The following is a 25,438-nucleotide window of genomic DNA, read 5'->3' as shown; positions in this document are numbered from 1 at the left end:
AGGGATATCCCGAGTGAGGAGGCCGACCATGTACGACAAGATTCTGGTGGCGTTCGACGGCAGCGAGACGTCGAAGCGGGCGCTCGCCGAGGCGCTGCGCGTTGCGCGGCTGACCGGCGCGCAACTCTATGTAGCGCATGTGATCGACATTCTGGCGCCGTTCGGCATGGGCCTGTCGTACGTGCCGGCGGACCTGATCGCGATGTATCGGGAAGACGCCAGAAAGCTGCTGGATGCTGCGCACGCCGAGGCAAAGGCGGCCGACGTGCACTGCGAAACGGAACTGCTGCAGCTGCAAAGCGTGACCGACAGCGTGGCGGATTGCCTGAACCGCTGCGTCGCGCGCGTGGGCGCGCAGCTCGTCGTGCTCGGCACGCATGGCCGGCGCGGCGTGAGGCGCGCGCTGCTCGGCAGCGTGGCGGAGGAATTCGTGCGCGAGACGGACTGTCCGGTGCTGCTCGTGCGGGGCCATTCATGAGCGCCGCGTCCGCTGCGGTCGTCTGGCTTTCGCAGGTCACGCGCGCCGATCTCGCGCGCGTCGGCGGCAAGAACGCCTCGCTCGGCGAGCTGATCGCGAACCTCGCGCCGCACGGCATCAAGGTGCCGCCGGGCTTCGCGACCACGGCGCAGGCCTATCGCGACTTCATCGAAGCAAACCGCCTCGATGAAACGATCGCCGCCGCGCTGGACGAACTGCACGCGAAGCGGCGCACGCTCGCCGAAACCGGCGCGTTGATCCGCGCGGCAATCCTGCGCGGCGAATGGCCCGCCGCGATTGCGGACGCCATCCACGCCGCTTACGCGGACCTGTGCCGCCAGAGCGGTCAGGAGAAGCTGAGCGTCGCCGTGCGCTCCAGCGCGACCGCCGAAGATCTGCCCGAGGCGAGCTTCGCGGGGCAGTTCGAGACCTTCCTGAACATCTCCGGCGGCCCGGCGGTGCTCGACGCCTGCCGGCGCTGCTACGCGTCGCTCTATACCGACCGCGCGATCAGCTACCGCCAGGCCAAAGGCTTCGACGCGCTGAAGGTCGCGGTGTCGGTAGGCGTGCAGCAGATGGTGCGCGCCGACCTGGGCGGCGCGGGCGTGATGTTCTCGATCGATACCGAGACCGGCTTCGAGCGCGTCGTCCTGATCGACGCGGCTTGGGGGCTCGGCGAGAACGTGGTGCAGGGCGCCGTCGACCCGGACGAATACGAGGTCTTCAAGCCGCTGCTGGACGACCCGTCGCTTGCGCCCATCGTCGGCAAGCAGCGCGGCGCCAAGACCCTCAAGATGATCTGCGTGCGCAGCCGCATGCAGCCGACCCGAAACGTGCGGACCTCGCTGGCCGAGCGCCGCGCTTACGTGCTGCAAGACGACGAAATCCTGAAGCTCGCGCGCTGGGCCTGCCGGATCGAGGCGCACTACGGCTGCGCGATGGACATGGAGTGGGCGAAGGACGGCGCGACCGGCGAGATCTTCATCGTGCAGGCGCGCCCGGAAACGGTCCAGTCGCGCCGCGATGCGGGCGCGCTCAAAACCTGGCACCTCGACAAAGCCGGGCCGAAGCTGCTCTCGGGCGTGAGCGTCGGCGAGGCGATCGGCGCGGGACCGGTCTGCGTGATCGAGCAGCCCCGCGACATGGCGCGCTTCGTGGACGGCGCCGTGCTGGTCGCGCAGACCACCGATCCGGACTGGGTGCCGGTCATGCGGCGCGCTGCGGCGATCGTCACGGATCACGGCGGCCGCACCTCGCACGCGGCGATCGTGAGCCGCGAGCTGGGCCTGCCGGCCATCGTCGGGACCGGCAATGCCACGCGCGTGCTGCGCAACCGCCAGAAGGTCACGGTGAGCTGTGCGCAGGGCGAGCAAGGCGCGGTGTACGAAGGCATCGCGGACTTTCACGCGCAGGAGATCGACTTCTCGCATCTGCCGCCCACCCGCACCGCCATCATGCTCAATCTCGCCAACCCCGCAGCCGCGTTTCGCTGGTGGCGCATGCCTGCCGACGGGGTGGGGCTCGCGCGCATGGAGTTCGTGATCGGCAGCCAGATTCGCGTGCATCCCATGGCGCTGGTCCACTACGACCAGCTGAAGGACGAGCGGGCGAAGCGCATCATTCGCGACCTGAGCGCCGGATACGCCGACAAAACCGTTTATTTCGTGGACCAGCTCTCGCGTGCGCTCGGGCGCATCGCGGCCGCGCACTTTCCGCATCCGGTGATCGTGCGCATGAGCGACTTCAAGACCAACGAGTACGCGAACCTCGTGGGCGGCGCGCAGTTCGAGCCGCACGAAGCCAATCCGATGCTCGGCTTTCGCGGGGCGTCGCGCTACTACTCGCCGCTGTACCGCGAAGGCTTCGCGCTCGAATGCCGCGCGTTCCGCCGGCTGCGCGAAGAGATGGGCTTCACCAACGTCGTCGTGATGATCCCGTTCTGCCGCACGCCCGAGGAGGCCGACCGCGTGCTCGCGGTCATGCGCGAGAACGGTCTCGAGCGCGGGCGCAACGGGCTCGAAATCTACGTGATGTGCGAGATTCCCTCCAATGTCGTGCTGGCGCGCGAGTTCGCGCGGCGCTTCGACGGCTTTTCGATCGGCAGCAACGATCTCACGCAGCTCACGCTCGGCGTGGATCGCGACTCGGCGCAGCTCGCCGGGCTCTTCGACGAGCAAAGCGACGCGCTCAAGTGGATGGTGCGCACGGTGATCGCCGAGGCCCACCGCGCCGGCGCGAAGGTCGGCCTGTGCGGCGAGGCGCCCGCGCATCATCCCGAGTTTGCCGAGTTCCTGGTCGAGTGCGGCATCGACTCGATTTCGGTGAACCCCGATAGCTTCGTTGCGCTCAAGCAGCGCGTCGCGGCCAGCGAGTCGGCGCGCGAAACGCATGCCGGCATGCCGGTGACGCTTGCCGGGCGGGTGCCGTTGTGAGGGGCTGCGGTCTTTGAGCAGCGTTTTTTGAGCAGCGCAGTGCGGCGTCATGTCGAGATGGGCGCCTCCTCCGGCGCGCCCGGGACGGGTTCGGCTGGCGCGGGCTGGGCCGCCGCGTCCGGTTCGCCGCATTTCGCGAGCAGCGCCGCACGCGTGCGCTCGCGCAGGTTCGCCATGGCGCGCAAATCGCTGCCTTGCGCGTCGACCGGCGCCAGAATCTCGACCTCGATCTCGCCGCGCTCCGCAATCCAGTGCCCGTCGCGCAATGCCCCGCGCGCGCGCCGCGCAGCGCCACGGGCAACACCGGACGGCCTGCCAGCACTGCGGCGCGAAACGCGCCCAGCTTGAACGCGCGCAGCCCGGCGGCAGCCACGAAGGTTCCTTCGGGGAAGAACAGCAAGGTTTCGCCGGCGCGGGCGCACTCGACGAGCTGCGCTTCGTCGACGAGGCTCTGGCCATAGTCGTCGCGCGCGACCAAGCGCGTGCCGAGCGCGCGCAGCAGCGTGCCGACGAACGGCCGGCGCGCGAGCTCGCGCTTGGCGACGAAATGGACCGGCGCGGGCAGCGCGGCGAGCAGCGCGATCACGTCGAGATAGCTTGTGTGATTGACGGCCAGCACCGGATGCGCCGTGCGGCTGAAGTGCTGCGCTCCATGCAGCGTCGTGTGCAGGCCCGCGGCGCGCAGCACGAAGCGGCACGCGCGAGCGGCCGAGCGCCAGCGGCGCGCGGGGTTGCGATCGAGCGTGACCTGGATCCAGACGGCCGCAAATGCCAGTGCGACGAGCGACCCGCACCACAGACCGCGAGCGATGTGCCGCAGCGAGTGGCCGGCGGCCCGCGCGAGCGGGACCGCGCTGGCGGCGGCGAGCGCGAAGCTTTGGCGCCATGGCGCGAACGCACCCGAAGGTGGGGCGGCGGGCGCGCCGTGGCGCAGACGCTCGAGCGTCGCGGCGCGGCGGATCTTGCCGCCAGGCGTCTTGAGGATGCCATGCGGCGCGACCAGCACGATGCGCTCCGCGGGTGCGCCGCACAGCCGCAGCACGATGGCGTTGACGCGCGCCTGAAGATCGGCGCGTTCGGCGGCTTCGCCCAGTGCGGTCTCGACGATCACGACGAGGCGCTCGGTGCCCGCGAGCGGATCGGGCTCGCCGCAGGCGGCCACGCCGCCCGGCTCCACGCCGCCCAGTTGCCCGATCGCGTGCTCCAGTTCGTCGGGGAAGAGGTGGCGGCCCGCACGGATGATGAGGTCCTTCGCGCGCCCCGTGACGAAAAGCTCGCCGTCCGCGAGATAGCCGAGGTCGCCGCTGTCGAGCCAGCCGTCGCGCACGAGGCGCGCGGTTTGCTCAGGATTGCGAAAATAGCCTGCCGTGGCGCTCGCGCCGCGAAACTCGATATGGCCGATGTGGCGTTCGGCGAGCGCCTGGCGCTGGTCGTCGACGATGCGCAGGCGCGTATCCGCAAGCGCATAGCCGCAGGCGACGAGCGCGAGGGCGTCGTCGCCCGCGTAGGCGGGCACCGCCTCGCTGCGCGTGGCGAGCGCTTCGCGCTGCACGAGATCGACGCGCAGGCCGCGCGACGGCGCGGGGAAGGTGACGGCAAGCGTATTTTCCGCGAGGCCGTAGACCGGTGTGATGGCGCGCGCGTCGAACCCGAGCGGCGCGAAGCGCGCGGCGAAGGCTCGCAGCGTGTCCGGATTCACGGGCTCGGAGCCGCAGAACGCGAAGCGCAGCGAGGCGAGATCGAGCCCAGCGAGCGCACGCTCGGGCACGCGCCGCGCGCACCAGTCGTACGCGAAATTGGGCGCGGCCGTGATCGTCGCACGGCGTTGCGAGATCGTTTCGAGCCAGACCGCCGGGCGGGCCAGAAACGCGAGCGGCGACATGGCGACGAGCCCAAAGCCGAAATAGAGCGGAGCGAGCCACGCGCCGATGAGCCCCATGTCGTGATAGAGCGGCAGCCAGCTCACGAGCGCGTCGCCGGGCTGCACGCCCATGCGCTCGCCCATCGCGCGGATGTTCGAAAGCAGGTTCGCGTGGCTCAGCATGACGCCTTTGGGTTCGCCGGTGCTGCCGGAGGTGTACTGGAGCAAGGCGAGATCGTCCGGGCCGGCCTGGATCAGCGGCGCCTCGTCCTCGCTATGCGGCTGGGCCGCTTCGAGGGCCGTGCAGGTGAACACCTGACGCAGCGTCGGGACTTTCAGCCGGAGCAATTGCGCCACCGGGCCGAGCGGCCCTGCGGCGATCAACGCCGAGACCCCCGCATTCGCGAGGATTGGCGCGTGGCGCGCGATGTGCTCCTCGACCTGCGCGAGGCTCGTCGGCGGATAGATCGGCACCGGAACCGCGCCGCACAGCACGAGCGCCGCGAAGCCGACGAAATAATCGATGCTGGTGGGCAGCATCAGCGCCACTCGCGCGCCCGGATCGACGCCGCGCGCGCAGCGCGTTGGCCGTGCGCGAGGCGCGCTCGAACAGTGCGCCGTAACTGAGTTCCGTCGCGGCGCCTGGCTCGATGAGCGTGAGATGAAGCCGGTCCGGATGCCGGTGCGCGTGCCACTGGAGCACTTCGGCGAGTGTGCGCGCTTGTTCCGGCGCCGCCGATGCGGACACGCTGCGCGCTGCCAATGCGGCTGGCGTACCCGCCGTGCCGGCGCGGGGCGCGGCCTCCGCGCCCCGCTCGATGGCCGCGAGCAGGTCCCCCGGCGTGATGGCCGCGAACGCATCGGGCGGCAGCCGCACGCCAAAGGCTTGCTCGATCCGCTCGGCCAGTTCGGCGCGCGCGAGGCTGTCGAAGCCGAGATCGCGTTCGAGATGCGTCGTCATCGAAACGCGCCCGGGCCGGTGTCCTTCGCCGTGCAGCTCTCCGGCAAGCGTGTCGACGAGGCGCACGATGCGTGCGGCGCGGCTGTCCTCGATATCGCGGTCGTCGTGCGGCTGCGGATTCATGGCAATGCCCTCAGCAAGGAACGCACCGGAAATCGTTCAGCGCGGCACCCAATACGTGTGCCCGCGCGGGCCCTCGCGGGCGTAGAGCCGCTTGACGGCCGCCCAAGCGATCCGGCGCGCCGCTTCTTCATGACGCGGGTCCCAGGCGTGGTCGGCCCAGGCGCGATTGAATGCGGCGCGGAAAATGTCCTGCGCGTGCGGCGGCAAGTGATTGCGCACGCTCGCGGGCAAATCGTCGTTCGTTGCGTAAGGCATGGTTGCAAGGCGCGCGTCGCGCAGGAAGTCAGTCGGAATAGTCAGAAGACTCGCGCGCGCGGAGGCGGCGGCGGCTGATACAGGTCAAGAAAAAGCCGGTGCGCGCCTCGTCCGGCCATCGGGTCTCCGGATGACGGCGATAACTGATGCAAGTCAATCATGCGAAGAACACGGCCGCTAGATTGGACGAGGAATGCGACTCCCCGCATGGACTCGTGTGCTGCGGATCTCGGCCCACAATCGAATGATCAGGAGAATGAAATGAGCGATATCCCCTTGAGCATGCCGCTTCAGCCTGTTTCCCCGTCGAGCATTGGCACGCGCATGGCGCAGATCGGCTTCGATCAACTCGCGGCCGCGCTGGCGCTGCAAGCGAAGTGCATTGAACGCGATCGTGCCGCCGCGCAGCGCGTGGGCGATGCGCTCATGCGCGCGCGCGCCGGCGATGCGGGGGCTATCGCGCAGGCCTGGCAAGCGATGACGCGCGAGTACCTTGCGGCGAGCATTGCCTTGTGGGAGCAAGGCCTGGTTTCGGCTGTGAAAAATCAGGCGGCATACGGAGCGCTGCTTCGCGACGCGGGCTTCAATGCCGGAAACGCCTGGTGGCGGGCGGCGCCGGCCCAGATGGCGCGGCGGGCCGGAACCGCGCCGCAGGCGGCGGACTGGATGTCCTGTCTTGGGCCGTTCATGGGCATGCGTCCGGACGGCGAGGCGAAACCCGCGAGTGCGCAACATCAGGCGACATCCGCGTGATCGTCGCGGCGCGGGGACGCGCATCGAGTGCGCGGCTGCCGCTGCCGCCGCGCATGATGCCTCCACGGGCTGCCCGCGGCGCGCCAGCGCTCAGGATCGTGCTTGCAGCAGGAGATCGAACATCAGGACGGCTGCCGAGCAGAGCAGCCCCAAGCCGATATTCGCCAGCCTGTGACCCAGGTCGGGACGCGGCCCGGCCGCAGACGCCATCAGGAATATCGTCTGAGTAACGATCTGGATGGCGAATAAAACCAGCATGATCAAAAACTCGAATCCCGCCTGGTTGAACCCAAAGAGGTTCCAGCCATGCTGGGAGATCCACCAGGCCACACGGTAAATCTCGTAGATCGCGAGAATCGCGGGAAAGCCGTAACTCGCCAGATAGGTGGGGACGGTTGCGTGACGCAACTCCGGATGAAAGTGATGGATGTGTGCCATGGCGACCTCCTCGCATCATGAGATTTCATCGTGGTCGTCCGAACCCTATTCAGACTGATCTGCATCAAACGAATCGCCGCCTGCGGGCCGATAGTGGTCGCAGCCGCACGCGAAGCGGAAAGAAGCGCCGCCTCGGCTCGCGACCGGCTGCTTCGCGGTGTATCTGGAAAGCTGAACGGGATGTACGCCATGAAAAGCAACCCACAACCGGGGCAGGACGTACCGGACCAGCTGGCGCTCGAGCGGCCGGCTGCCAACCAGCACAGCGACGACGAGATCGCGACGATGGCGCGCGCGGTCCTGCACTGGACAGCCGGAGTGCCGCAAAACGCCGTTGAGGTCGAGGCGGTGCGCGGACATCTCTTCTTGCAGGGAACCGTCGAATGGGAATGGCAGCGCGAGCTAGCGGTCCGGACACTGACGCAGTTGCGCAGCGTGTCCGGCGTGACGAGCCGCGTGACCGCCCGCCGGCGCACCGATCCGGGCAGGATTGCCGAGCGCATCCGCAAGGCGCTGCACTACCACGTTGAAGATGAGGCGGTCCGAATCCATGCCGAGATCTGCGAGGGGGTGGTGACGCTCCGGGGCAAAGTGGGCTCGGAGGCCGAGCGCGCCGTTGTGCGCGGCGTGGCGTGGTCGCAGCCGGGCGTGCGCGCGGTCGTCGACGAACTCGTGCTCGCGTGACGCGGCACGGGTGAGCCGGGCCGCTGGGCCGCCGGCCGTCGAAATGCAACGAGGAGCGAATTCAGCATGGAGAAGAAGTTCGATTCCGGCGGCGTCGTGTTTTTTATCGGGCTCCTGTTGCTGCTGGCGCTACAGCTCTTCTGGGGCACGCCGAACGTGCCGCCGCTCGCGTACAGCGATTTTCTGCGCCTCGTCGACGCGCACGCGGTCGACAACCTCGTGATCAGCCCCACCCGCATTACCGGAGAGCTGCGCACGGAACAGGCCAAAACGATGCTGCCGGCTTCCGAGGCCGCCGCGTTCGGCACGGGGCCGGCGCCTTATTTCTTTGCGACCACGCGTGTTGCCGACGACGCGCTGCCGTCCCGTCTCGCCGCCGCCGGCGTGCGCTATAGCGGCGCGCTCGACAGCAACTGGGGCAGCACGCTGCTCGGCTGGCTCGCTCCGCTCGTGCTGCTAGTGATGGTGTGGCAGTTCATGATGCGCCGGGGCGGCGGCGCGCGCGATTTCATGGGCATCGGCAGAAGCCGTGCGCAAGTCTACGTGCAACGCGAGACGAGCGCGACGTTCAACGATATCGCCGGCATCGACGAGGCCAAAAAAGAGCTTCAGCAAATCGTCTCGTTCCTGTGCAATCCGGACCGATACCGCCGGCTCGGCGGAAAGATACCCAAAGGCATCCTGATCGTCGGCGCGCCCGGCACCGGCAAGACCCTGCTCGCGAAGGCGCTCGCGGGCGAGGCAGGGGTGCCGTTTTTCTCCATCAGCGGCTCCTCGTTCGTGGAAATGTTCGTCGGCGTGGGGGCGGCGCGCGTGCGCGACCTCTTCGATCAGGCGCAGCGCCAGGCTCCGTGCATCGTGTTCATCGACGAACTCGACGCGCTCGGCAAGGTGCGCGGCGCAAGTCCCATTTCGGGCAACGACGAACGCGAGCAGACGCTCAATCAACTGCTCGTCGAGATGGACGGCTTCGAACCCAATGCGGGCGTCATCCTGCTCGCGGCGACGAACCGGCCCGAAACGCTCGACCCGGCGCTGCTGCGTCCCGGCCGCTTCGACCGCCACATCGCGATCGACCGCCCCGACCTGGTCGGGCGCCGGCAGATTCTCGCCGTGCATACGCGCAAGGTGCCGCTCGCGCCCGATGTCGATCTGGAGGAACTGGCGGCACGCACGCCCGGCTGCGTGGGCGCGGACCTCGCGAACATCGTGAACGAGGCCGCGCTGCATGCGGCGGAAGCCGACCGCTCGAGCGTCGCCATGGCGGATTTCGACGAGGCCATCGACCGCTCGCTCGCGGGCTCCGAGCGCAAGAGCCGCGTGATGAACGCGCAGGAGAAGCAGACCATCGCCTGGCATGAGGCGGGCCATGCGCTCGTGGCGCAAAGCCGAGAGCACTGCGATCCGGTCAAGAAGGTGTCGATCATCCCGCGAGGCGTTGCCGCGCTTGGCTATACGCAGCAGGTGCCCACCGAGGACCGCTATGTGCTCAGGCGCAGCGAGCTGCTCGACCGGCTCGATGCCTTGCTCGGCGGACGGGTCGCGGAAGAGCTGGTATTCGGCGACGTCTCCACCGGCGCGCAGAACGATCTGGAGCGCGCGACCGCGATGGCGTGGCACATGGTGGCGCGATACGGCATGAGCGAGCGCATCGGTCTCGCGAACTGCGCCGACCACGACGGCATGGCGCGCGCGCTCGGCGGTGCGGATGGCCCGCGCTGCGGCGAGCACACGGCGCAGCGCATCGACGACGAAGTGCGCCGGCTGCTCAACGAGGCGCACGAACGTGTCGCGCACACGCTCGCCGAACGGCGCGAGACGCTCGACAGGATTGCCAGGCGTTTGCTCGAGCGGGAAGTGCTCGAGCATGACGAACTGGTCGCGCTGATTGCGGGCGAGTCGGTCCCGGGCGCCAGCGCCGGGCAGAGCGCGGAAAATGCTTCGGATGCCAAAGAGAACCGGAGTGTCGAACCCGCAGCGTGAGGATGAAGCGCACGGGTGCGCGCGCTTTTCTCCGTGTTTTTCTGATTCACTCCTCGCGGATCACGGATTCCTGCCCGTTCGACGCACCCGCACCGGGCGGACAGATGCAGAAGCTCCGGGTTCAGCAGGCCGCCGCCCGCTTTGACCCCCGCGCCGGCAACTGCCCCCAGCCGACCGGCGCATAGACGGTTCCGCCCGCGAGTTCGACCCGTTCGGTGAAGTGCTGGAGCGTCGCGCCTGCCATGATGTGCACGGGCGGGCCGCCGAAATAGCTGTCGGTGCGCAGCCAGGGCGCGCGTCGGTCGTTGATCTCCTGCACGCTGTAGGGGTGCGCGTGCTCGCCAGTTTCCGGCGTGAGCAGCGGCCCGTCGAAGGCGACCTTGAGGATCTGGTCGGGTTCGCCGCCATAGGGCAAGCCGGCCTCGGATGTATACGGCGAGCGCTCCCAATTGTCGCCCCATTGCTGATCGAGCGGCACGCGCGTGAAGTACGCCCACGGCGCGTGCACATAGCAGAGACGATAGGTCTCCTGAACGGCGGTCAAGTCGACGCGCGTCGTCATCGCCAGCTTCCTGTTTCGCGGTGTTTCGCGGGCGCGGCGTGAGCCGCTTACGCTGCCGCCGGGCTGCCGACGGTCTGCGCGAGCACCGGCGTTTCGTCCTCGTTCAGGCGCAGCGCGTCGGCGAGCAAGCGATGGTTGATCCAGCCGCGCACCACGGTGGCGAGGCCCTCGGAGGCGCAGTAGAGCGAGACGTTCTGGCTGATCGCGCCGGTAGCGATAGCCGCGAACAGCTCGCGCTGCTGGCGCGGCGCGGCGAGCACCTGCGAGCCGCGCAGCACGTACACGAGATCGAGCGGCGCCTTGCCCACGAAGTCCTGGTAGCCCGTCATGTTGCGCGCGTCGACGGCGTGCTTGAGCGCAAGCCGGTTGAACTCGGGCTCATAGCGATAGACGCCGTGAGGCAGGGCGACATAGACATCGATCTCATTGAAGCCGTGCGCGGAGGGCGCGGTGTGGCCGCCGGTTTCGGCGCGGTTCACGCCGTTCGCGGCCCACAGCAGTTCGCCCAATGTGTCGAGCGTCATGGGCGTGTCCGCGTAGGCGCGGGTGCTCCTGCGCTGCGCGAGCGCTTTCATCAGCGGCGCGCCGGCGTCGAGTCGCGGGCGCGGCAGGTCGATGAAGGCGGGCGCCTCGCCGCTCGCGGCAGCGGGCGGCAGCAGCGGCACGGGCTGGTAGTCGATGCGTTGAAATTCGGTCATGGCGTTCTCCAGATGGTTCACAGCCGGCATCCGTTTGCTGCTTTAGTCTCGACGCCCGGCGCCGGTGCGCGATTGACTCAGATCAATCGGGGCGGTGCGTATGACGAGCGCGTCGCATCGTGCCGGCCAATGCACGACGAATTGACCCGGATCAGCCGCATGACGATGGGCTGCGCCATGCTCGAACCGGTAGGGATAACGAACCATGGAGCGGACCATGAAAACGGATGAAGCACTCAGGCAGGACGTGGAGCAGGAACTGGCGTGGGACATGGCGCTCGACGCCTCGGGCATCGAAGTGGCGGTGCGAGACCGCGTCGTCACGTTATCAGGGCGGGTGCCCGACTATGCGCAGAAGCTGGCGGTCGAGCGCGCCGTCGAGCGCGTGGCCGGCTGCCGGGCGATCGTGGTGGAACTGTCGACCGATCAGGCTGCGGGCAACGCGCATCCCGACGCCGATCTGGCCGCCGCGATCATGGTCGCCCTGCACTGGCAAGCGGGCTTGAGCGGCGACGCGGTGCGCGTGGAGGTCGAACGCGGCTGCGTGACCCTCATCGGCGACGTGGATTGGGGCTACCAGCGCAATATGGCCGAGAAAGTGGTGAGCCGCATGCGCGGCGTGGTGGGTGTGGCCAACCGGTTGAACGTGCGCAACAGCGACGCGGCGTTCGAGGTCGCGCAGCATATCAGCGCGGCGCTGGCGCGGCGGGCGCAACGCGATTTCGCGGGCATCCACATCGACGAGAGCCATGGCGTGGTGACGCTGAGCGGCACGGTCGCTTCGCTGCGCGAGCGGCGCGCGGCTTGCGGCGCGGCTTGGGCGACGCGAGGCGTGCGGGCCGTGGTGGATCGGCTGGTCGTGCAATGAACCGCCGCCAGGCGCGGCGCGCGCGCTCACTGCAGGCGTCCGTCGCGCGCGATCCGCATCGTTGATATGTGTCAATTGGATCGCGCCGATGGCGCGCACGATCGACGTGTCGGTGCAGCAAAAGTGCTGCGCGCTTCGAATGTAAAGGGAGCCCTCGCCATGCAGAAGCATCTGATCGTGGTCGCGCATCCGGTGGAAGACAGCTTCACCATGAGCCTGGCGCGGACCTATGTCGGCGAACTGATCCGCGTGGGCGACGACGTGCACGTGCACGACCTTTACCGGATGGGGTTCGATCCCGTGCTGTCCGCACGTGAACTGATCGACGGGAAAGACGTGCACATTCGCATGGTCGACGTGCTGGCGGCGCAGGAGGACCTGCTCGCGGCCGATGTCGTGACGGTTATCTATCCGCTCTGGTGGATGTCGATGCCCGCGATGATGAAGGGCTACATCGACCGCGTGTTCAGCCGCGGCTTTGCCTACGAGGTGGAGCAGGGGAACCTGCGCGGCCTGCTGTCCGGGCGCCGGGCGGCGGCGGTCACGGTGTCGGGCGCGCCGCTTGCCGCGCTGGTGCAGGACGGCCGCTGGCAGGCGATGGAGCTGCTGCAGGACACGCACATCTTCCGCGCGGCCGGATTCGAGTTCGTCGGGCATCTGCACTTTGACGAAGTCGGGCCGGCGATGGACCATTCGACTGCCGCCGCCGATCTCGCGCGCGTGCGCGAGTTCGTGCGCGAGCACTTCGCTTCGGTGCCGGCAGCATGAGCACGATCGCGAGGCGTGTGCGCCGTCCTGCCCGCAAGGCGCGGCAGGCGCTGCCGCCGCGCGTGCGCCGCCTGATCGAAAGCCCGACCTACGTTCAGGCCGACGAGGACAGCGCCTTCCTGCGCCGCCCCGAAATGTGCGGCGTGCGCCTGCAGCTCGATTACTGGAAAGCCGCCGAGAAGCTGCAGCAGTTCGGCATTTGCGACACGGTCGTGGTGTACGGAAGCACGCGCGTCGAAGCCCCCGCTCGCGCGCGCCGCATGCTGGCCGTGGCGCGCGCGCGGCTCAAGGCGGACGCCGCCGATACGCAAGCTCAACGCGCCGTTAGCGCGGCCGAGGCGCGGGTCCGGCATAGCGTCTATTACGAAATCGCGCGCGAGTTCGGGCGGCTGGTCGGCGCCGCGGATGCGACGCCGAGGCTTGCGCGGCTCACGATCGTCACGGGCGGCGGCCCCGGCATCATGGAGGCGGCCAATCGCGGTGCGTTCGAAAGCGGCTCGCTTACCGTCGGCATGAATATCGCGTTGCCGCGCGACCAGCTTCCGAACCCGTATCTGACGCCCGAGCTGTGCTTCCGGTTTCACTACTTCGCCATCCGCAAACTGCATCTGCTGGAAAAGGCGAAAGCCGCGGTGTTCTTTCCGGGCGGCTACGGAACCTGCGACGAATTATTCGAAGTCCTGACGCTTTTGCAAACCCGCAAGATCGAGCCGATTCCGGTGGTGCTGGTGGGCGAAACCTACTGGCGCGCGCTCATGGATTTCGACTTGATGGCCGAAGAAGGAATGATCGCGCCCCGCGATCTCGCGCTATTTCGTTTTTGCGAGAGCGCGGAGCATATCTGGTCGGCCATCCGCGAGTGGTACGACGCAAGAGGATGAGCGCATGTGGACTCAGGCGCACGCGGTGTTTTCAAGGCAAGGAGGAGTGATGAACTGGCTCGCAGAATATTTTTCGCGCAGAACCCCGGTGGTCAATATGTCGATGTGGGTCTATCCGCCGCTTTTGCTCGGCCCGGAAGGGCCGGTCGCACAGCAGCCGCATTGCCTGCCGTACCCCGGCGTCGAACTGGTCTTCAGCCCCGGCGAGTCGGTGCGGCGCGGCACGCGCAGCGACGAGCTGCCGGCGCGATACGAGATGCGGGGGCCGGCCACGCGGGAAGTGCGGGAAATGGCGCAGGGCCGCGCGTTCTTCCAGTCGATCGAGATCTTTGCGCCGTCACGTTACAACAGCGACTTCCTCATCCGGGTGAACGACGCCTTCGCGTTCGTGCCGGTCTTTTCCGCCGATGGCGCGCCGGGTTTCTTCGGCACTTGCGTGGAGCAGCCGGGCGCTTCGCCCGCGCCGCAGCAGATGCCGCAGCCATGGTGCTTCCGGGGCTATATCAGCATTTAGATCAGGAGTGACCTGTAATGAAAACCGATATCGAATTGAAGCGCGACGTGGAAGCCGAATTCGCGTGGGACAAGTCGATCAATCTCGCGGAGATCGGCGTGGAAGTGTCGAACGGCGTGGTCACGCTGTCGGGGCATCCGGCCAGCTTCGCGCAGAAGCTCGCCGCGGAGCGGGCGGCGGGCAGAGTCTCGGGCGTGCGCGGGATCGTCGTCGAAATGGAGGTGCGTCTGCCGCGCCACGACATGCGCAGCGATGAGGATATCGCCAACACGGTGCGCTCGATTCTCGAATGGACCGTCGGGCTGAACAACCAGAACGTGCAGGTGCAGGTCGAGAAAGGCTGGGTCACGTTGACGGGCGATTGCGACTGGGGCTACCAGAGCCACGCCGCGCAAAGCGCGATCGCGCGCATGCGCGGTGTGACCGGAGTCACCGACAAAATCCGCATTCGTGGCGAGGCCTCGGCCGAGGACATCGCAAGCGGCATTCGCGATGCGATCCAGCGGCACGGGGATCGCGAAGCGAAGCACATCGGGATCGAGATTGACGACGGCACGGCCATCCTGACCGGCAAGGTCGCCTCGCACGCCGAGCGGCGGCTCGTGTGCGGGGCGGCGAGGGCGACGCCGGGCGTGCGGGCGATCGTCGATCTGCTGAACATCGAATGAATGGCAACGCAAGGAGCACGGTCATGTATCGCTTGTTTCGCCGATTCGAATGGCTGGCGTTCAGCTTGGTGACGGCGTCGGCCATCGCTTGTGCGGGTTTCATCGTCGTCGAGCGATGCGGCGGCGTGCCCGTGCAGCGCTTTCTCGATGCGCTCGCCGCCAATGCCGCTGCCGACAACGCGCTCGCCTGCGAGCAGGCGAGCCAGCCTGCCCCGTGCGCACAACTCGAGGCCGAATGGAAGGGGGCGCAATGAACGCTTTAGCGCTATGCACGCGCGAGGTCGCCACGTGCGGCCCGCAAGCAACCATCGTTGAAGCAGCGGCCAGAATGCGCGCGCTGCATGCGGGCGATCTCGTGGTGGTGAACGAGGAGGGCGGCGTGCGCGTGCCGGTCGGCATGCTCACCGATCGCGACATCGTGCTGGCCGTGGTGAGCCAGGATGCGTCACCGGCGACGCTTTATGCCGGAGACGTGATGTCGGCGCCCGCCGTGCTCGCGCGTGGCACCGACGACTTCTGGCTGCTCGCGAGGCGCATGCGTCTGCATGGCGTGCGCCGGCTGCCCGTGGTCGGCGACGACGGCGGGCTGGTGGGCATCGTCTCGCTCGACGACCTGATTCATGCGGCCGCGACCCTGCTCGACGAGCTGCGCCTCATCGCGGCGCGGCAGCAACATTTCGAAGCGAAACACCGCGGCGAGCCGAAGTCGTTCGAGTAGCTGCGTAGCATCGAGGAGGTCTCCATGAGCGCTTCATCACGCATTCTCGTGGTCTTCTACTCGCGCAGCGAGACCACGGCCGAGTTTGCCGGGCGGCTTGCCGCCGAGCTCGAAGGCGATTACGAACGGCTGCAGGAGGTCGAGTTCGGGCGGCGCGCGGGACCGTTCGGATTCCTGCGCTCGATTATCGACGTGATCGGCAAGCGCCCCGCGCATCTGCGGCCGATGACGCACACGCTCGCGAATTACGACATGGTGCTGGTCGGCACGCCGGTGTGGGCCGCCCGTGCCTCGACGCCAGTCGCGAGCTGGCTTGCGCAGCACGCGCACGAAGTGCGTGCCACGGCGTTCTTCTGCACGATGGGCTCGCGCGGCAGCGAAGACACATTCGCGCAGATGCAGCAGCTCGCGCACCGCGCGCCGCTGGCCACCTGCGCGATTTCCGCGCGCGACATGCGGCGCGATGTGGCGGTGGAGAAGGTGGCCCGCTTCGTGCTCGCGATCAAGGACGCGCTGGCCGCGCGCGAACACGAGGCGGTGTCCCGCTGAACATGGCGCAGGACCATGCCGCGCGCGAGCGGCGCTTCGCTTCGGTTCGAGCTTCGCTTCGGCTCGATTAAGCGCGCGTGGGCGGCGGCATCGCCAGCGAGTCCGCGGCGCGCGCGCTGCGCCACGAGGCGACGGGCGCGAGCATCGCGATCCTGTGCGGCGAGCCAGTCCTGCGGTACTAGCGTCCGCCGCTCACGATTCACCCTGCTGAGCTCTATGAAAGGCAGCACATCGCGTTGCTGCTGTTCATGAAGCATTACCTGCTGCGGGCGATGTTCTCAATCGTCATGAGGGCCGACGAAGCGTTCGCCGCCGCGGAGATGCCAGTCGTGGACCACCCCGACGAGGCGCGCAGCTGGCCTCGCATCACCCCATTCCTTGAATCCGGCAATTTCGGTGCCTAATCTTGATGAGTGCTTCACTTGAGCCACGGTGCGGACCTGCCGGCCATGCGAAACCTTTCGGGCTTGACCTGATCGCTTACTCCGTCGATTGACAACCGCGCGTACCTTCCTCCATCTGGAGCAGTCCGAAAGTCCATCGTTGGGAGAGAACAAAGCGTGGACGCCATTGCTCAATTCCTTGCGACCTCGGATTTCATCCCTCACGGCTATTGTCTGCACTGGTCGCTCCCGCTGATCTGGACCTACGTGGGATCCGACGCGGTCATCGCACTTTCGTATTATTCGATACCGGTGGTGCTGTGGTCGTTCGCGCGCCGCCGCACCGATCTTCCTTTCAGCTGGCTGTTCCTCATGTTCGCGGTGTTCATCCTCGCTTGCGGGACCACGCATTTGCTCGCCATCGTCGACATCTGGCACCCCGTCTATTGGCTGGACGCGGGCGTCAAGACCGTCACGGCGCTGGCTTCGCTGGCCACTGCCGCCGCAATGTGGCCGCTGATTCCGAAAGCGCTCGCATTGCCAAGCCCGAAGCAGCTCTACCAGACGAACCGGGATCTCGTGCGCGAGGTCGCGGCGCGCCAGGCTGCGGAAGAACGGTTGCGTTCGCTCACGCGCGAGCTCGAAGAGCGGGTCGCGCAGCGCACGGCGGAACTCGAAAGCGCCAACGAAGCGCTGCGCCGCAAGGCAGCGGAGCACGAGCGCGCGGAGCGGGAGATGCGCGATAGCCAGCAGCGGCTCCAGTCGATCGTCGATAACGCGGCCACCGTGATCACCGTCAAACAGCTGGATCGCCGTTACGCGCTCGTCAACCGGCGCTTCGAAGCGGTTTTTCACATCGAAAGGCAGCGTGCGCTGGGCAGTACGGACGAAACACTGTTTACGGCAAAGCGCGCACTCGCCTTCCGCGAGGCGGACGAGCGGGTGCTGGCGGGAGAAGTCGTCGAGCGGGAGGAAGAGGTCTCGCTCGACGGCCAGTTGCACACCTTCCTTTCCGTGGGCTTTCCGATCCGCAACGCCGAAGGCCGCACGGTCGCGATCGGCGGCATTTCCACCGACATCAGCGAACGCAAGCGGGCGGAGGAGCGGCTCAGGCTCGTCGTGGAGGCCGCGCCCAACGCCATGATCATGGTGAACCGCGCCGGCCACATCGTGCTCGTGAATTCGCAGGCGGAGCGCGTGTTCGGCTACTCGCGCGACGAGCTGCTCGGCCTCGGCATCGACGAACTCGTGCCGGCGAGACTTCGCGCGGGTCATCCTGCCTGGCGCGCGGCCTTCTTCGGCGACCCGAAGAGCCGGCCAATGGGCACCGGGCGGCATCTTTACGGCCTGCGCCGGGACGGCAGCGAGTTTCCCGTGGAAATCGGCCTCAATCCCATCGAGACCGACGAAGGCATGTTCGTTCTGGCAGCGGTCGTCGACATTACGGAGCGCAGGCGCGCCGAAGACGCGCTGCAGGAGCGCACCGACGAACTGGCCCGCTCCAATCGCGACCTCGAGCAGTTCGCCTATGTCGCCTCGCACGACCTGCAGGAGCCGCTGCGTGCCGTCGCCGGACCGTTGCAGCTTCTGCAGCGGCGCTACGAGGGCCAACTGGACGCGCGGGCCGACGAATACATCGGCCACGCCGTTGAAGGCGCCGCGCGCATGCAGGCGCTCATCGAGGATCTTCTGACTTATTCGCGCGTGGGCCGGGCCGAAAATGTGTTCCAGCCGACTGAGTGCGAAGCCGCGCTCGACTACGCTCTGAAGAACCTGAGCACGGCCATCGAGGAAGCCGGCGCACAGGTGCATCGTGAGCCGCTTCCCGCCGTGCGCGCGATTGCGCCCCAGCTTTCGCTGCTGTTCCAGAACCTGGTGGGCAACGCGATCAAGTTCCGGCGCAAAGAGGGGCCAGTGGAGATTCGCGTGGGCGCCGAAGCGCGCGGAGCAGGTTGGCAGTTCCGCGTGGAAGACAACGGCATTGGTATCGATGCGCAGTATTTCGAACGGATCTTCCTGATTTTTCAGCGCCTGCATACCCGTCGCGATTACCCGGGCACCGGTATCGGACTCGCGCTGTGCAAGCGCATCGTGGAGCGTCACGGCGGCCGGATCTGGGTCGAATCCGAACCGGGCAAGGGCACGACGTTCTTTTTTACGCTGCCGGGGCAAGGCGGGAGCGAATCGCGATAGCAGCGCAACCCTGAAGGAGCGAGCCGATGTCACGCAACGCGTTTGACGGCCTTGTCGAAATTCTGCTCGTCGAGGACAGCCCGACGGACGTGATGATGACGCGCGAGGGGCTGGAGTACCACAAGGTGCTCAACCCGCTGCGGGTGGTGGATGACGGCGTGGCTGCGATGGCCTACCTGCGCCGCGAGGGGCCGTACCACGCCGCGCGCCGGCCAGGACTCATCATTCTGGATCTGAATCTGCCGAAGAAGAGCGGCAGAGAGGTGCTTCAGGAATTGAAGGACGATCCCGAGCTGCGCAACATTCCGGTTGTGATCCTGACAACTTCCAGGTCCGAGGAGGACGTGGTGAAATCCTATGGACTGCATGCCAACTGCTACATCGCGAAGCCGGTGGATTTCGCGAAGTTTGCAGACGTGGTGCGCAGCATCAGCGAATTCTGGTTCGGCGTGGTCACGCTGCCACCCGGTGAACAATGAGCGTTGCGCTCGAAGAGCTTCGCGTCCTGCTTGTCGAGGACAGCCCGACCGACGCGCTCCTGGTCCGCGAGGCGCTAGCGGATGTGCCGGAATTCGCGCCGGTGCTGGTGCATGCGGAGCAATTGTCGGCGGCGCTGGCGCATCTGCGGGCGACGCCCTTCGACGTGGTGCTGCTCGACCTCGGGCTGCCGGATTCGCAGGGTCTCGATACCTTCCACACGCTCCATCGTCAAAAACCGGAGACCCCCGTGCTCGTGCTGACCGGGCTCGCCGACATGTCGGCCGGCCTGCTGGCGATTCAGGACGGGGCGCAGGACTACCTCCTCAAGCGGGAAATTCAGCCCATGCTGTTGAGCCGCGCGATCCGCTACGCGATCGAGCGGCAGCGCGTGTCGACCGTGCTGGCGGCCAGCGAGGAGCGGTTTCAGTTGGCGGTCAGCGGCGCGGCTGCCGGACTCTGGGACTGGGACCCGCGTAGCAACGCGGTTTATTTCTCGCCGCACTTCTGTGAAATCCTCGGCTATGCCGAGCATGAACTGCCCCGCGACATCAGAGTGCACCGCTATGCGATTCATCCCGACGACATCGAACGTGTGAGCTCCACCCTCGAGGCGCACCTCGCGCACCAGGGCGCCTATAGCGTGGAGTATCGGGTGCGCACGAAATCGGGTGACCTGCGCTGGATTTTGTCGCGGGGGCAGGCGCTATGGAATAGCGCAGGCGAGCCTTACCGCATGGTGGGCTGGATCGTGGACGTCACCGATCGCCGACGCGCGGAGGAGGCGCTGCGGGACTCGCGCGAGGAGCTCAAGCGTCTCTCCGCGAACATCCAGCGTGTCAGGGAAGAGGAGAAGGCGCGCATCGCGCGCGAACTGCACGACGACCTTGGGCAGCAACTCACTGCGCTCAAGCTCGAAACGGGGCTGCTCGAAAACCGGCTCAGAAGGGCCGAGCCCGGCACGGACCATGCCGAGATCGGCAGGCTCAACGCGATGATCGACCAGATCGTCGCTTCCGTGCGGCGCATCGCTTCGGACCTGCGTCCGCGCATGCTCGATGACCTTGGCCTGATTCCCGCGGTCGACTGGCTGATCGAGGAGTTCTCGATCCGGTATGGGATCGAGGTGATTGCGAACATCGACGCAGACGCGATCGCGTTCAATCGCGACAGCGCCACGGCGGTGTTTCGCATGATCCAGGAAGCGCTGACGAATATCGCGCGCCACGCGAACGCGACCGAAGTCCGCGTCGAGATCCTGCGCGGCGCAACCGACTGTAACGTGAGCATCGCGGATAACGGCCGCGGGGCCGCCAACGAAGTTCGGCCGGGCCTCAAATCGTTCGGATTGCTGGGCATGCGCGAGCGTGCCGAGCGCCTGGGCGGGAAGCTCGCTATCGAGACCGCTCCGGGCCGGGGTTTCGCGGTGAAAATCACGATGCCGCTTGCCATCGTCGAGGAAGCGGAGCCGGATTGAGGCACACGGCGCGCCGGAGAGGCGCGCCATGCTTCACGTACCCGCAACGTCCCGCTGCCGGCCATCCACCAGCCGGATCGCGTCGCGCGCGGCGATCCACGCCTCGTTGGTCGGCTCGACCACCACCGTGACCGTGCTCGACGCCCGCGAGATGACGTGCGCGTTCGCGGCATTGGCCGCCGGGTCCAGCTCGACGCCGAGCCAGCCGAGCGCCGCGCAGATCCGCTCGCGCAAAGCCGCGCAGTGCTCGCCGATGCCGGCGGTGAAAACCAGCATGTCGAGACCGCCCAGCAGTGCGGCGAGCGCGCCCGTCTCGCGCACGATCCGGTGCACGTACAGCGCGAGCGCGTCGTGCGCGCGCTCGTCGCCGCTCGCCTCGCGCTCGAGCAGCTCGCGCGGATCGGATGAGATGCCGGACACGCCCTTGAGCCCCGACTCGTGATAGAGGATCTGGCCGAGCGCTTCGTGGCTGAGGTGCTCGACGTCGAGCAGATGCAGCACCGCGCCGGGATCGAGCGTGCCGCAGCGCGTGCCCATCATCAGGCCGTCGAGCGCGGAAAACCCCATCGTCGTCGCGGCGCTTCGCAGCGCGCGCATGGCGCACAGGCTCGCGCCGCCGCCGAGGTGGGCCGCGATCACGCGGCCCCGCGCGCGCGCGCCGAAGGCCTCGTCGAGCGCGACGCTCAGGTATTCGTAGGACAAGCCGTGAAAGCCGTAGCGGCGCACGCCCTTGTCGAACCAGGCATGCGGCAGCGGCAGCAGTTGCTCACTGCGCGGCAGCGTCTGATGGAACGCCGTATCGAATACGGCAATCTGCGGGATGCCCGCAAAGGCGGTGTGCAGCAACTCGATTGCATCGAGGCTGTGCGGCTGATGCAAAGGCGCGAGCGGCGTGAGCCGGCGCAGCGCGCCGAGCACGCCGGCGTCCACGATCGCCGGCGCCGCATACTGCGTGCCGCCATGCACCACGCGATGCGCGACGGCGCCCAGTGTGAGATGCGGGAGCTGCTCGCGCGTCCATTCGACGACCTCGCGCAGGATCCGGCGAAACGGGTCCTCGCCGGGCGTTTTTTGCAGCAGGCGCGCGGGGGCCGCGTCGAAGCGGATCGCGATGCCATCGGCCGCGTCGATCGCTTCGCCTTCGTGCAGCGGCTGGCGCTGCGGGTCGCCATGCGCCGGCCAGGCGAACACGGCGAACTTGACGCTCGACGAGCCGGCGTTGATGACAAGCAGTGCAAGCGTGCGCATGGGTCTCCCCGGTGCGGGTTCAGGCGTCTGCCGGCGGCCATCGCGTGGCACGGTGTCTGCTCCGGCAGTGGGTGCAACGCAGTCTATGCCGGGAGGCACCCGCACGCTTGACTCAGATCAACGGGGCCCGCGCGCGGCGAACCCACAGTTGAGCGGTTGTGGCCGCGCGGCGTCGCCGGTTGACGCCCGACGCGCGGCCGCTCAACCGGCCGGATCAAAACTGGGGAAGGACGATGAAAGCTGCCGTGCACGATGCCGAATCACGAATCGACGAGCGCGCGCGCGCCGCCCGTGGCGCGCCCGCCAGCGCCGCCGACCGCGCCGCCGACCGCGCCGCCGATTGGGTCGCCGATTGGGTCGCCGATTGCGACATCGGCTGCGCCCGGCCGCAGACGGTCAGCGCCGACGAATGGAACCGGGCGGCCCACGCGGGCCTGGCCGCCATCACCTTCGGCCTCTCGCCGATCTCGCTTGCGCTCGCCGCCATCGACTGGGGCGCGCATCTGGCGATTGCGCCCGGCAAATGCTTCGACCTCGCCACGCACGCGTGGCTCGCGGCGAGCCTCTTTCCTGCCGCCGTGCCCGCTGCCGGCGCGCACGCGGATGAGGATGAAGACGGCGTCGCGGTGCACGCCGGCGGGGCCGACCCGCGCTTCGCGGCCGCCGCGTGGTCGAACTGGCCGTTTCAGCTGTATCGCGATGCCTTTCTCGGGGTTCAGCGCTGGTGGAACGAGGCGACGCGCGGCGTGCCGGGCGTGGAGCGGCACCACGCGCAACTGGTGGGCTTCGCGGCGCGCCAGTGGCTCGATGCGTGCTCGCCCGGCAACTTCATCGCCACCAATCCGGTCGTGTTCGAGACGACGATCCGCAACGGCGGCGCAAATCTCGCGGCGGGCCTGCGCAACTGGCTCGAAGACGCCGTGGCCATGACCGGCAGCCTGGCCGGCGTGCATCCGCGCGGTGCGCAGAGCTTCGTGCCGGGCCGCGACGTCGCGCTCACGCCGGGCCGGGTCGTGTGGCGCAACGAGATCTGCGAACTGCTTCAGTACGATCCGGCGACGCCCGCCGTGGCCCGCGAGCCGATCCTGATCGTGCCGTCGTGGATCATGAAGTACTACATCCTCGACTTGCAGCCGCACGATTCGCTGATCCGCTTTCTGGTCGAAGCGGGCTTCACGGTGTTCGCGATCTCGTGGCGCAATCCGGGCGCCGAAGCGCGCGATCTCGGACTCGACGATTACCTGCGCGACGGCTTTTGCGCCGCGCTCGAAGCGGTGCGCTCGCGCTGCGGCGAGGCCGTGCACGCGATGGGCTATTGCCTCGGCGGAACGCTGCTCGCGATCGGCGCGGCGGCGCTCGCGCGCGATGGCCGGCGCGACGCGCTGCGCTCGATCACGCTGCTGGCCGCCCTGACCGATTTCAGCGAACCCGGCGAGCTCGGGCTCTTCATCGACGCGAGCGAGCTCTCGGCGCTCGATGCGCTGATGTGGCGCCAGGGCTACCTGGACGGCGCGCAGATGTCGGCGGCGTTCCAGCTGCTCAATGCCCGCGACCTGATCTGGTCGCGCATGATGAGCGAGTATCTGCTCGGGCGGCGCACCAAGCCCAACGACCTCATGTCGTGGAATGCGGATACGACCCGCATGCCGTATCGCATGCATACCGAGTACCTCACGCAGCTCTTTCTCCACAACGACCTCGCGGCGGGCCGCTATTGCGTCGGCGGCCAGCCGGTCGCGCTCTCCGATATCGAGGCGCCGATGTTCGTCGTCGGCACCGAGCGCGATCACGTCTCGCCGTGGCGCTCGGTCTACAAGCTGCATCTGCTCACCCACAACGCGCTCACCTTCGTGCTCACCGCGGGCGGCCACAATGCGGGCATCGTCTCCGAGCCCGGCCACGCGCAGCGCTACTACCGGTGCGCCACGCGCGAGGCCGGCGCGGCGTACCGCAGCGGGCGCGAATTCGTGAGGGGCGCGCCCGTGGTCGAGGGGTCCTGGTGGACCTGCTGGCGCGACTGGCTGCGCGAGCGCTCGACCGGCGAGGCGCCGGCGCGCACGCCGGCTGCGGGACTGGGCGCGGCGCCGGGCGAATACGTGCTGCAGGCCTGAATCAGGCCCAAATCAGGCCCAAATCAGGCCCAAATCAGGTTCGTTCGCCGCGGGGCGTGCGCGCGAGCGCGTGCAGCGGCGAGCGGGCGGCTTCCGCGCGAACGAAAGTCGCCTGCAGCGCCGGATGCACGTCGGCGCGCCAGCGCTCGCCCGTGAACAGCCCGTAGTGATCGCACCCGTCCACGTCGAGGCGCTGCCGCGCATCAGGCGCAATGCCGCTGCACATCTCCAGCGCCGCGTGCGTCTGCCCGGCCCCGGTGACGGCATCGCGCGTGCCCTCCACGCTCAGCAGCGCGACGTCGCGCAATGCTGCCGGCTCGACGAGCGTGCCGCTTTCCGTGCTTCCCGCGCTGGGTCCGCTCGTGCCGCTCGCCACGCGCCATGTGCCGTTCGCTAGCAGCGCGCGCTGAAACACGATATCGACAGTGTCGAGGAAGTACTCCGCCGGCATGTCGATCAGCGCGGAGTATTCGATCAATGCCCGGCGCGCGGCGGCCAGCGCGCGTGCGTCGCCGCTCGCGGCGGCATGGGTGTAGCAGTCGATCAGCGACATGTACCGCTGCGGATAGACGATCGCGATCTCGGCCCGCTGCAGCCATGTCGGGAACACCCGCCGGCCGTGCCCCGCGAACCCCGGCGGCACGACGTCGATCAGGTGGCGCTCGCACCAGTCGAGCGAATGCGACGCGGCGGCCAGACCGAGCGTGCCCGGATTGCGGCGCGCGTCGAGCGGGCCGCCTATCAGCGTGATGCTGGCGGGCGGCGCCAGCGCGCGCTGCGCACGCAGCGCAAGCGCGCCGAGCGCGGGAAACGTCGACTGGCAGACGGCGACGACATGCAACGGCCGGCCATCGCCTGCGAGCTGGCCGATGAAGCCGTCGAGCATCGCCACGTATTCGTTCAGGCCGAAGCGTCCCGCCGCGAGCGGCACGTCGCGCGCGTTGATCCAGTCGGTGACGTAGACGTCGCCGTCGGCGAGCAGCGCCTCGACGGTCTCGCGCATCATGACGGCCGCATGGCCGGCCAGCGGCGCGCACAGCAGCACGGCGCGCGCGGCGCCGGGGCGCGCGCCATGACATGCAAAGCGGCGCAGGTCGCAAAACGGCGTGCGCGCGACGATGCTTTCCTCGACGGCGCAGCGGCGGCCCGCGAGCGCGATGGCGTCGATCGCGAACGGCGGCGGGCCGTCCGCGAGGCCGAGCAGGGGCTCGCACAGATCGGCGTAGCAGGACGAAGCGGCGTGCGCGAGCGGGGGCGCGGGCCACGCCTCGCAGGCGCTGCGCATGGATTGCGACGCCGCGCGCCATGCGCGCAGCCATTGGCGCTGCTGTTCGACCAGGGCATACCACATGGTT

General features: G+C 68.1%; 25 protein-coding genes and 1 pseudogene. 18 read left to right on the top strand and 8 right to left on the bottom strand.

Annotated elements, in window-relative coordinates; all coding sequences use genetic code 11:
• Positions 1–28 precede the first annotated feature (28 nt).
• Positions 29–478, top strand: coding sequence for a universal stress protein (locus tag P5W98_RS17615; RefSeq protein ID WP_421026746.1), 450 nt, complete (start codon positions 29–31; stop codon positions 476–478).
• Entirely contained in the window at positions 475–2,910 is a 2,436-nt protein-coding gene (gene ppsA, locus P5W98_RS17610; RefSeq protein ID WP_421026747.1) for a phosphoenolpyruvate synthase, read from the top strand. Before P5W98_RS17615 ends, ppsA begins: the two co-directional genes overlap by 4 nt.
• Here ppsA and P5W98_RS17605 read toward each other — a convergent pair.
• The 3 genes and pseudogenes from P5W98_RS17605 to P5W98_RS17595 all read right to left on the bottom strand — a co-directional run bounded on the left by P5W98_RS17605 (position 2,825) and on the right by P5W98_RS17595 (position 6,110).
• Complete coding sequence (locus P5W98_RS17605) at positions 2,825–5,311, bottom strand: AMP-binding protein (protein WP_421026748.1); 2,487 nt, start codon at positions 5,309–5,311, stop codon at positions 2,825–2,827. The two genes, ppsA and P5W98_RS17605, sit on opposite strands and share 86 nt — an antisense overlap.
• Before the next feature lie 337 nt (positions 5,312–5,648).
• Positions 5,649–5,732 (bottom strand): annotated as a pseudogene (locus P5W98_RS17600) (phosphopantetheine-binding protein); the annotation flags it as partial.
• 159 nt (positions 5,733–5,891) lie between these two features.
• On the bottom strand, positions 5,892–6,110 hold the full coding sequence (locus P5W98_RS17595) for a ChaB family protein (protein WP_421026749.1): 219 nt from the start codon (positions 6,108–6,110) through the stop codon (positions 5,892–5,894).
• A gap of 261 nt (positions 6,111–6,371) precedes the next feature.
• Here P5W98_RS17595 and P5W98_RS17590 point away from each other — a divergent pair, with 261 nt between their 5' ends.
• Positions 6,372–6,863 (top strand): hypothetical protein, encoded by a 492-nt coding sequence (locus P5W98_RS17590; RefSeq protein ID WP_421026750.1) that lies wholly within the window; start codon positions 6,372–6,374, stop codon positions 6,861–6,863.
• A gap of 90 nt (positions 6,864–6,953) precedes the next feature.
• Here the strand turns inward: P5W98_RS17590 and P5W98_RS17585 are convergent, their stop codons facing one another.
• Entirely contained in the window at positions 6,954–7,301 is a 348-nt protein-coding gene (locus P5W98_RS17585; protein ID WP_421026751.1) for a hypothetical protein, read from the bottom strand.
• A 30-nt stretch (positions 7,302–7,331) separates the two neighbouring features.
• On the opposite strand from P5W98_RS17585, the gene P5W98_RS17580 reads away from it, so the two are divergent.
• Together P5W98_RS17580 and ftsH are read left to right on the top strand one after the other, a co-directional pair.
• A complete protein-coding gene (locus P5W98_RS17580; protein WP_421073351.1) occupies positions 7,332–7,985 on the top strand; it encodes a BON domain-containing protein in 654 nt (217 codons plus the stop codon).
• A 66-nt stretch (positions 7,986–8,051) separates the two neighbouring features.
• Positions 8,052–9,968: an ATP-dependent zinc metalloprotease FtsH gene (ftsH, locus tag P5W98_RS17575; protein ID WP_421026753.1), complete on the top strand. Its 1,917-nt coding sequence runs from the start codon at positions 8,052–8,054 to the stop codon at positions 9,966–9,968.
• A 121-nt stretch (positions 9,969–10,089) separates the two neighbouring features.
• Here the strand turns inward: ftsH and P5W98_RS17570 are convergent, their stop codons facing one another.
• Entirely contained in the window at positions 10,090–10,530 is a 441-nt protein-coding gene (locus tag P5W98_RS17570; protein WP_421026754.1) for a hypothetical protein, read from the bottom strand.
• A 47-nt stretch (positions 10,531–10,577) separates the two neighbouring features.
• The gene (locus tag P5W98_RS17565; RefSeq protein WP_421026755.1) at positions 10,578–11,228 is read right to left on the bottom strand and encodes a nitroreductase family protein; all 651 of its coding nucleotides are present in this window, start codon (positions 11,226–11,228) and stop codon (positions 10,578–10,580) included.
• A 217-nt stretch (positions 11,229–11,445) separates the two neighbouring features.
• Here P5W98_RS17565 and P5W98_RS17560 point away from each other — a divergent pair, with 217 nt between their 5' ends.
• From P5W98_RS17560 to P5W98_RS17505, 12 genes are all read left to right on the top strand, one after another.
• The gene (locus tag P5W98_RS17560) at positions 11,446–12,096 is read left to right on the top strand and encodes a BON domain-containing protein (RefSeq protein ID WP_421026756.1); all 651 of its coding nucleotides are present in this window, start codon (positions 11,446–11,448) and stop codon (positions 12,094–12,096) included.
• Between the two features lie 159 nt (positions 12,097–12,255).
• The gene (locus P5W98_RS17555) at positions 12,256–12,864 is read left to right on the top strand and encodes an NAD(P)H-dependent oxidoreductase (RefSeq protein WP_421026757.1); all 609 of its coding nucleotides are present in this window, start codon (positions 12,256–12,258) and stop codon (positions 12,862–12,864) included.
• Positions 12,861–13,745, top strand: a complete 885-nt coding sequence (locus P5W98_RS17550; protein WP_421026758.1) for a TIGR00730 family Rossman fold protein — start codon at positions 12,861–12,863, stop codon at positions 13,743–13,745. Before P5W98_RS17555 ends, P5W98_RS17550 begins: the two co-directional genes overlap by 4 nt.
• A gap of 49 nt (positions 13,746–13,794) precedes the next feature.
• Positions 13,795–14,259: a hypothetical protein gene (locus P5W98_RS17545; RefSeq protein WP_421026759.1), complete on the top strand. Its 465-nt coding sequence runs from the start codon at positions 13,795–13,797 to the stop codon at positions 14,257–14,259.
• 17 nt (positions 14,260–14,276) lie between these two features.
• Positions 14,277–14,927, top strand: coding sequence for a BON domain-containing protein (locus P5W98_RS17540; protein WP_421026760.1), 651 nt, complete (start codon positions 14,277–14,279; stop codon positions 14,925–14,927).
• A gap of 23 nt (positions 14,928–14,950) precedes the next feature.
• A complete protein-coding gene (locus P5W98_RS17535) occupies positions 14,951–15,181 on the top strand; it encodes a hypothetical protein (RefSeq protein WP_421026761.1) in 231 nt (76 codons plus the stop codon).
• The gene (locus tag P5W98_RS17530) at positions 15,178–15,645 is read left to right on the top strand and encodes a CBS domain-containing protein (protein WP_421026762.1); all 468 of its coding nucleotides are present in this window, start codon (positions 15,178–15,180) and stop codon (positions 15,643–15,645) included. The genes P5W98_RS17535 and P5W98_RS17530 overlap by 4 nt, the downstream gene beginning before the upstream one ends.
• 24 nt (positions 15,646–15,669) lie before the next feature.
• Positions 15,670–16,194: a flavodoxin family protein gene (locus tag P5W98_RS17525; protein WP_421026763.1), complete on the top strand. Its 525-nt coding sequence runs from the start codon at positions 15,670–15,672 to the stop codon at positions 16,192–16,194.
• Positions 16,195–16,442: 248 nt separating this feature from the next.
• A complete protein-coding gene (locus tag P5W98_RS17520) occupies positions 16,443–16,598 on the top strand; it encodes a hypothetical protein (protein ID WP_421027108.1) in 156 nt (51 codons plus the stop codon).
• A 156-nt stretch (positions 16,599–16,754) separates the two neighbouring features.
• The gene (locus tag P5W98_RS17515) at positions 16,755–18,770 is read left to right on the top strand and encodes a sensor histidine kinase (protein WP_421026764.1); all 2,016 of its coding nucleotides are present in this window, start codon (positions 16,755–16,757) and stop codon (positions 18,768–18,770) included.
• Positions 18,771–18,796: 26 nt separating this feature from the next.
• The gene (locus P5W98_RS17510) at positions 18,797–19,249 is read left to right on the top strand and encodes a response regulator (protein ID WP_421026765.1); all 453 of its coding nucleotides are present in this window, start codon (positions 18,797–18,799) and stop codon (positions 19,247–19,249) included.
• The gene (locus tag P5W98_RS17505; RefSeq protein WP_421026766.1) at positions 19,246–20,724 is read left to right on the top strand and encodes a PAS domain-containing protein; all 1,479 of its coding nucleotides are present in this window, start codon (positions 19,246–19,248) and stop codon (positions 20,722–20,724) included. Before P5W98_RS17510 ends, P5W98_RS17505 begins: the two co-directional genes overlap by 4 nt.
• A 33-nt stretch (positions 20,725–20,757) precedes the next feature.
• Here the strand turns inward: P5W98_RS17505 and P5W98_RS17500 are convergent, their stop codons facing one another.
• Positions 20,758–21,972, bottom strand: a complete 1,215-nt coding sequence (locus P5W98_RS17500; protein WP_421026767.1) for an acetate/propionate family kinase — start codon at positions 21,970–21,972, stop codon at positions 20,758–20,760.
• Positions 21,973–22,205: 233 nt separating this feature from the next.
• Between P5W98_RS17500 and P5W98_RS17495 the strand changes: the two genes are divergently transcribed.
• Positions 22,206–24,083: a PHA/PHB synthase family protein gene (locus tag P5W98_RS17495; RefSeq protein WP_434718530.1), complete on the top strand. Its 1,878-nt coding sequence runs from the start codon at positions 22,206–22,208 to the stop codon at positions 24,081–24,083.
• Between the two features lie 34 nt (positions 24,084–24,117).
• On the opposite strand, the gene phaZ is transcribed toward P5W98_RS17495, so the two are convergent.
• Positions 24,118–25,434 carry a polyhydroxyalkanoate depolymerase gene (phaZ, locus tag P5W98_RS17490; protein WP_421026769.1) on the bottom strand — a complete coding sequence of 439 codons (1,317 nt, stop codon included), beginning with the start codon at positions 25,432–25,434 and terminating at the stop codon, positions 24,118–24,120.
• Positions 25,435–25,438: the final 4 nt, after the last annotated feature.

This window comes from Paraburkholderia sp. A1BS-2L, assembly GCF_051125205.1.
Classification (GTDB): domain Bacteria; phylum Pseudomonadota; class Gammaproteobacteria; order Burkholderiales; family Burkholderiaceae; genus Paraburkholderia.
Note: the sequence above shows the minus strand (reverse complement) of the source record. Positions and strands in the feature narration are given on the sequence as shown.

What these genes read in the sequence shown, in the direction of transcription:
- P5W98_RS17565 (WP_421026755.1), bottom strand. Translation starts at nt 11,228, where the DNA reads ATGACCGAATTTCAACGCATCGACTACCAGCCCGTGCCGCTGCTGCCG.
- P5W98_RS17555 (WP_421026757.1), top strand. Translation starts at nt 12,256, where the DNA reads ATGCAGAAGCATCTGATCGTGGTCGCGCATCCGGTGGAAGACAGCTTC.
- P5W98_RS17605 (WP_421026748.1), bottom strand. Translation starts at nt 5,311, where the DNA reads ATGCTGCCCACCAGCATCGATTATTTCGTCGGCTTCGCGGCGCTCGTG.
- P5W98_RS17615 (WP_421026746.1), top strand. Translation starts at nt 29, where the DNA reads ATGTACGACAAGATTCTGGTGGCGTTCGACGGCAGCGAGACGTCGAAG.
- P5W98_RS17545 (WP_421026759.1), top strand. Translation starts at nt 13,795, where the DNA reads ATGAACTGGCTCGCAGAATATTTTTCGCGCAGAACCCCGGTGGTCAAT.
- P5W98_RS17550 (WP_421026758.1), top strand. Translation starts at nt 12,861, where the DNA reads ATGAGCACGATCGCGAGGCGTGTGCGCCGTCCTGCCCGCAAGGCGCGG.
- P5W98_RS17510 (WP_421026765.1), top strand. Translation starts at nt 18,797, where the DNA reads ATGTCACGCAACGCGTTTGACGGCCTTGTCGAAATTCTGCTCGTCGAG.
- phaZ (WP_421026769.1), bottom strand. Translation starts at nt 25,434, where the DNA reads ATGTGGTATGCCCTGGTCGAACAGCAGCGCCAATGGCTGCGCGCATGG.
- P5W98_RS17585 (WP_421026751.1), bottom strand. Translation starts at nt 7,301, where the DNA reads ATGGCACACATCCATCACTTTCATCCGGAGTTGCGTCACGCAACCGTC.
- P5W98_RS17525 (WP_421026763.1), top strand. Translation starts at nt 15,670, where the DNA reads ATGAGCGCTTCATCACGCATTCTCGTGGTCTTCTACTCGCGCAGCGAG.
- P5W98_RS17495 (WP_434718530.1), top strand. Translation starts at nt 22,206, where the DNA reads ATGAAAGCTGCCGTGCACGATGCCGAATCACGAATCGACGAGCGCGCG.
- P5W98_RS17560 (WP_421026756.1), top strand. Translation starts at nt 11,446, where the DNA reads ATGAAAACGGATGAAGCACTCAGGCAGGACGTGGAGCAGGAACTGGCG.
- P5W98_RS17595 (WP_421026749.1), bottom strand. Translation starts at nt 6,110, where the DNA reads ATGCCTTACGCAACGAACGACGATTTGCCCGCGAGCGTGCGCAATCAC.
- P5W98_RS17535 (WP_421026761.1), top strand. Translation starts at nt 14,951, where the DNA reads ATGTATCGCTTGTTTCGCCGATTCGAATGGCTGGCGTTCAGCTTGGTG.
- P5W98_RS17530 (WP_421026762.1), top strand. Translation starts at nt 15,178, where the DNA reads ATGAACGCTTTAGCGCTATGCACGCGCGAGGTCGCCACGTGCGGCCCG.
- ppsA (WP_421026747.1), top strand. Translation starts at nt 475, where the DNA reads ATGAGCGCCGCGTCCGCTGCGGTCGTCTGGCTTTCGCAGGTCACGCGC.
- P5W98_RS17590 (WP_421026750.1), top strand. Translation starts at nt 6,372, where the DNA reads ATGAGCGATATCCCCTTGAGCATGCCGCTTCAGCCTGTTTCCCCGTCG.
- P5W98_RS17505 (WP_421026766.1), top strand. Translation starts at nt 19,246, where the DNA reads ATGAGCGTTGCGCTCGAAGAGCTTCGCGTCCTGCTTGTCGAGGACAGC.
- P5W98_RS17520 (WP_421027108.1), top strand. Translation starts at nt 16,443, where the DNA reads ATGAAGCATTACCTGCTGCGGGCGATGTTCTCAATCGTCATGAGGGCC.
- P5W98_RS17500 (WP_421026767.1), bottom strand. Translation starts at nt 21,972, where the DNA reads ATGCGCACGCTTGCACTGCTTGTCATCAACGCCGGCTCGTCGAGCGTC.
- ftsH (WP_421026753.1), top strand. Translation starts at nt 8,052, where the DNA reads ATGGAGAAGAAGTTCGATTCCGGCGGCGTCGTGTTTTTTATCGGGCTC.
- P5W98_RS17570 (WP_421026754.1), bottom strand. Translation starts at nt 10,530, where the DNA reads ATGACGACGCGCGTCGACTTGACCGCCGTTCAGGAGACCTATCGTCTC.
- P5W98_RS17540 (WP_421026760.1), top strand. Translation starts at nt 14,277, where the DNA reads ATGAAAACCGATATCGAATTGAAGCGCGACGTGGAAGCCGAATTCGCG.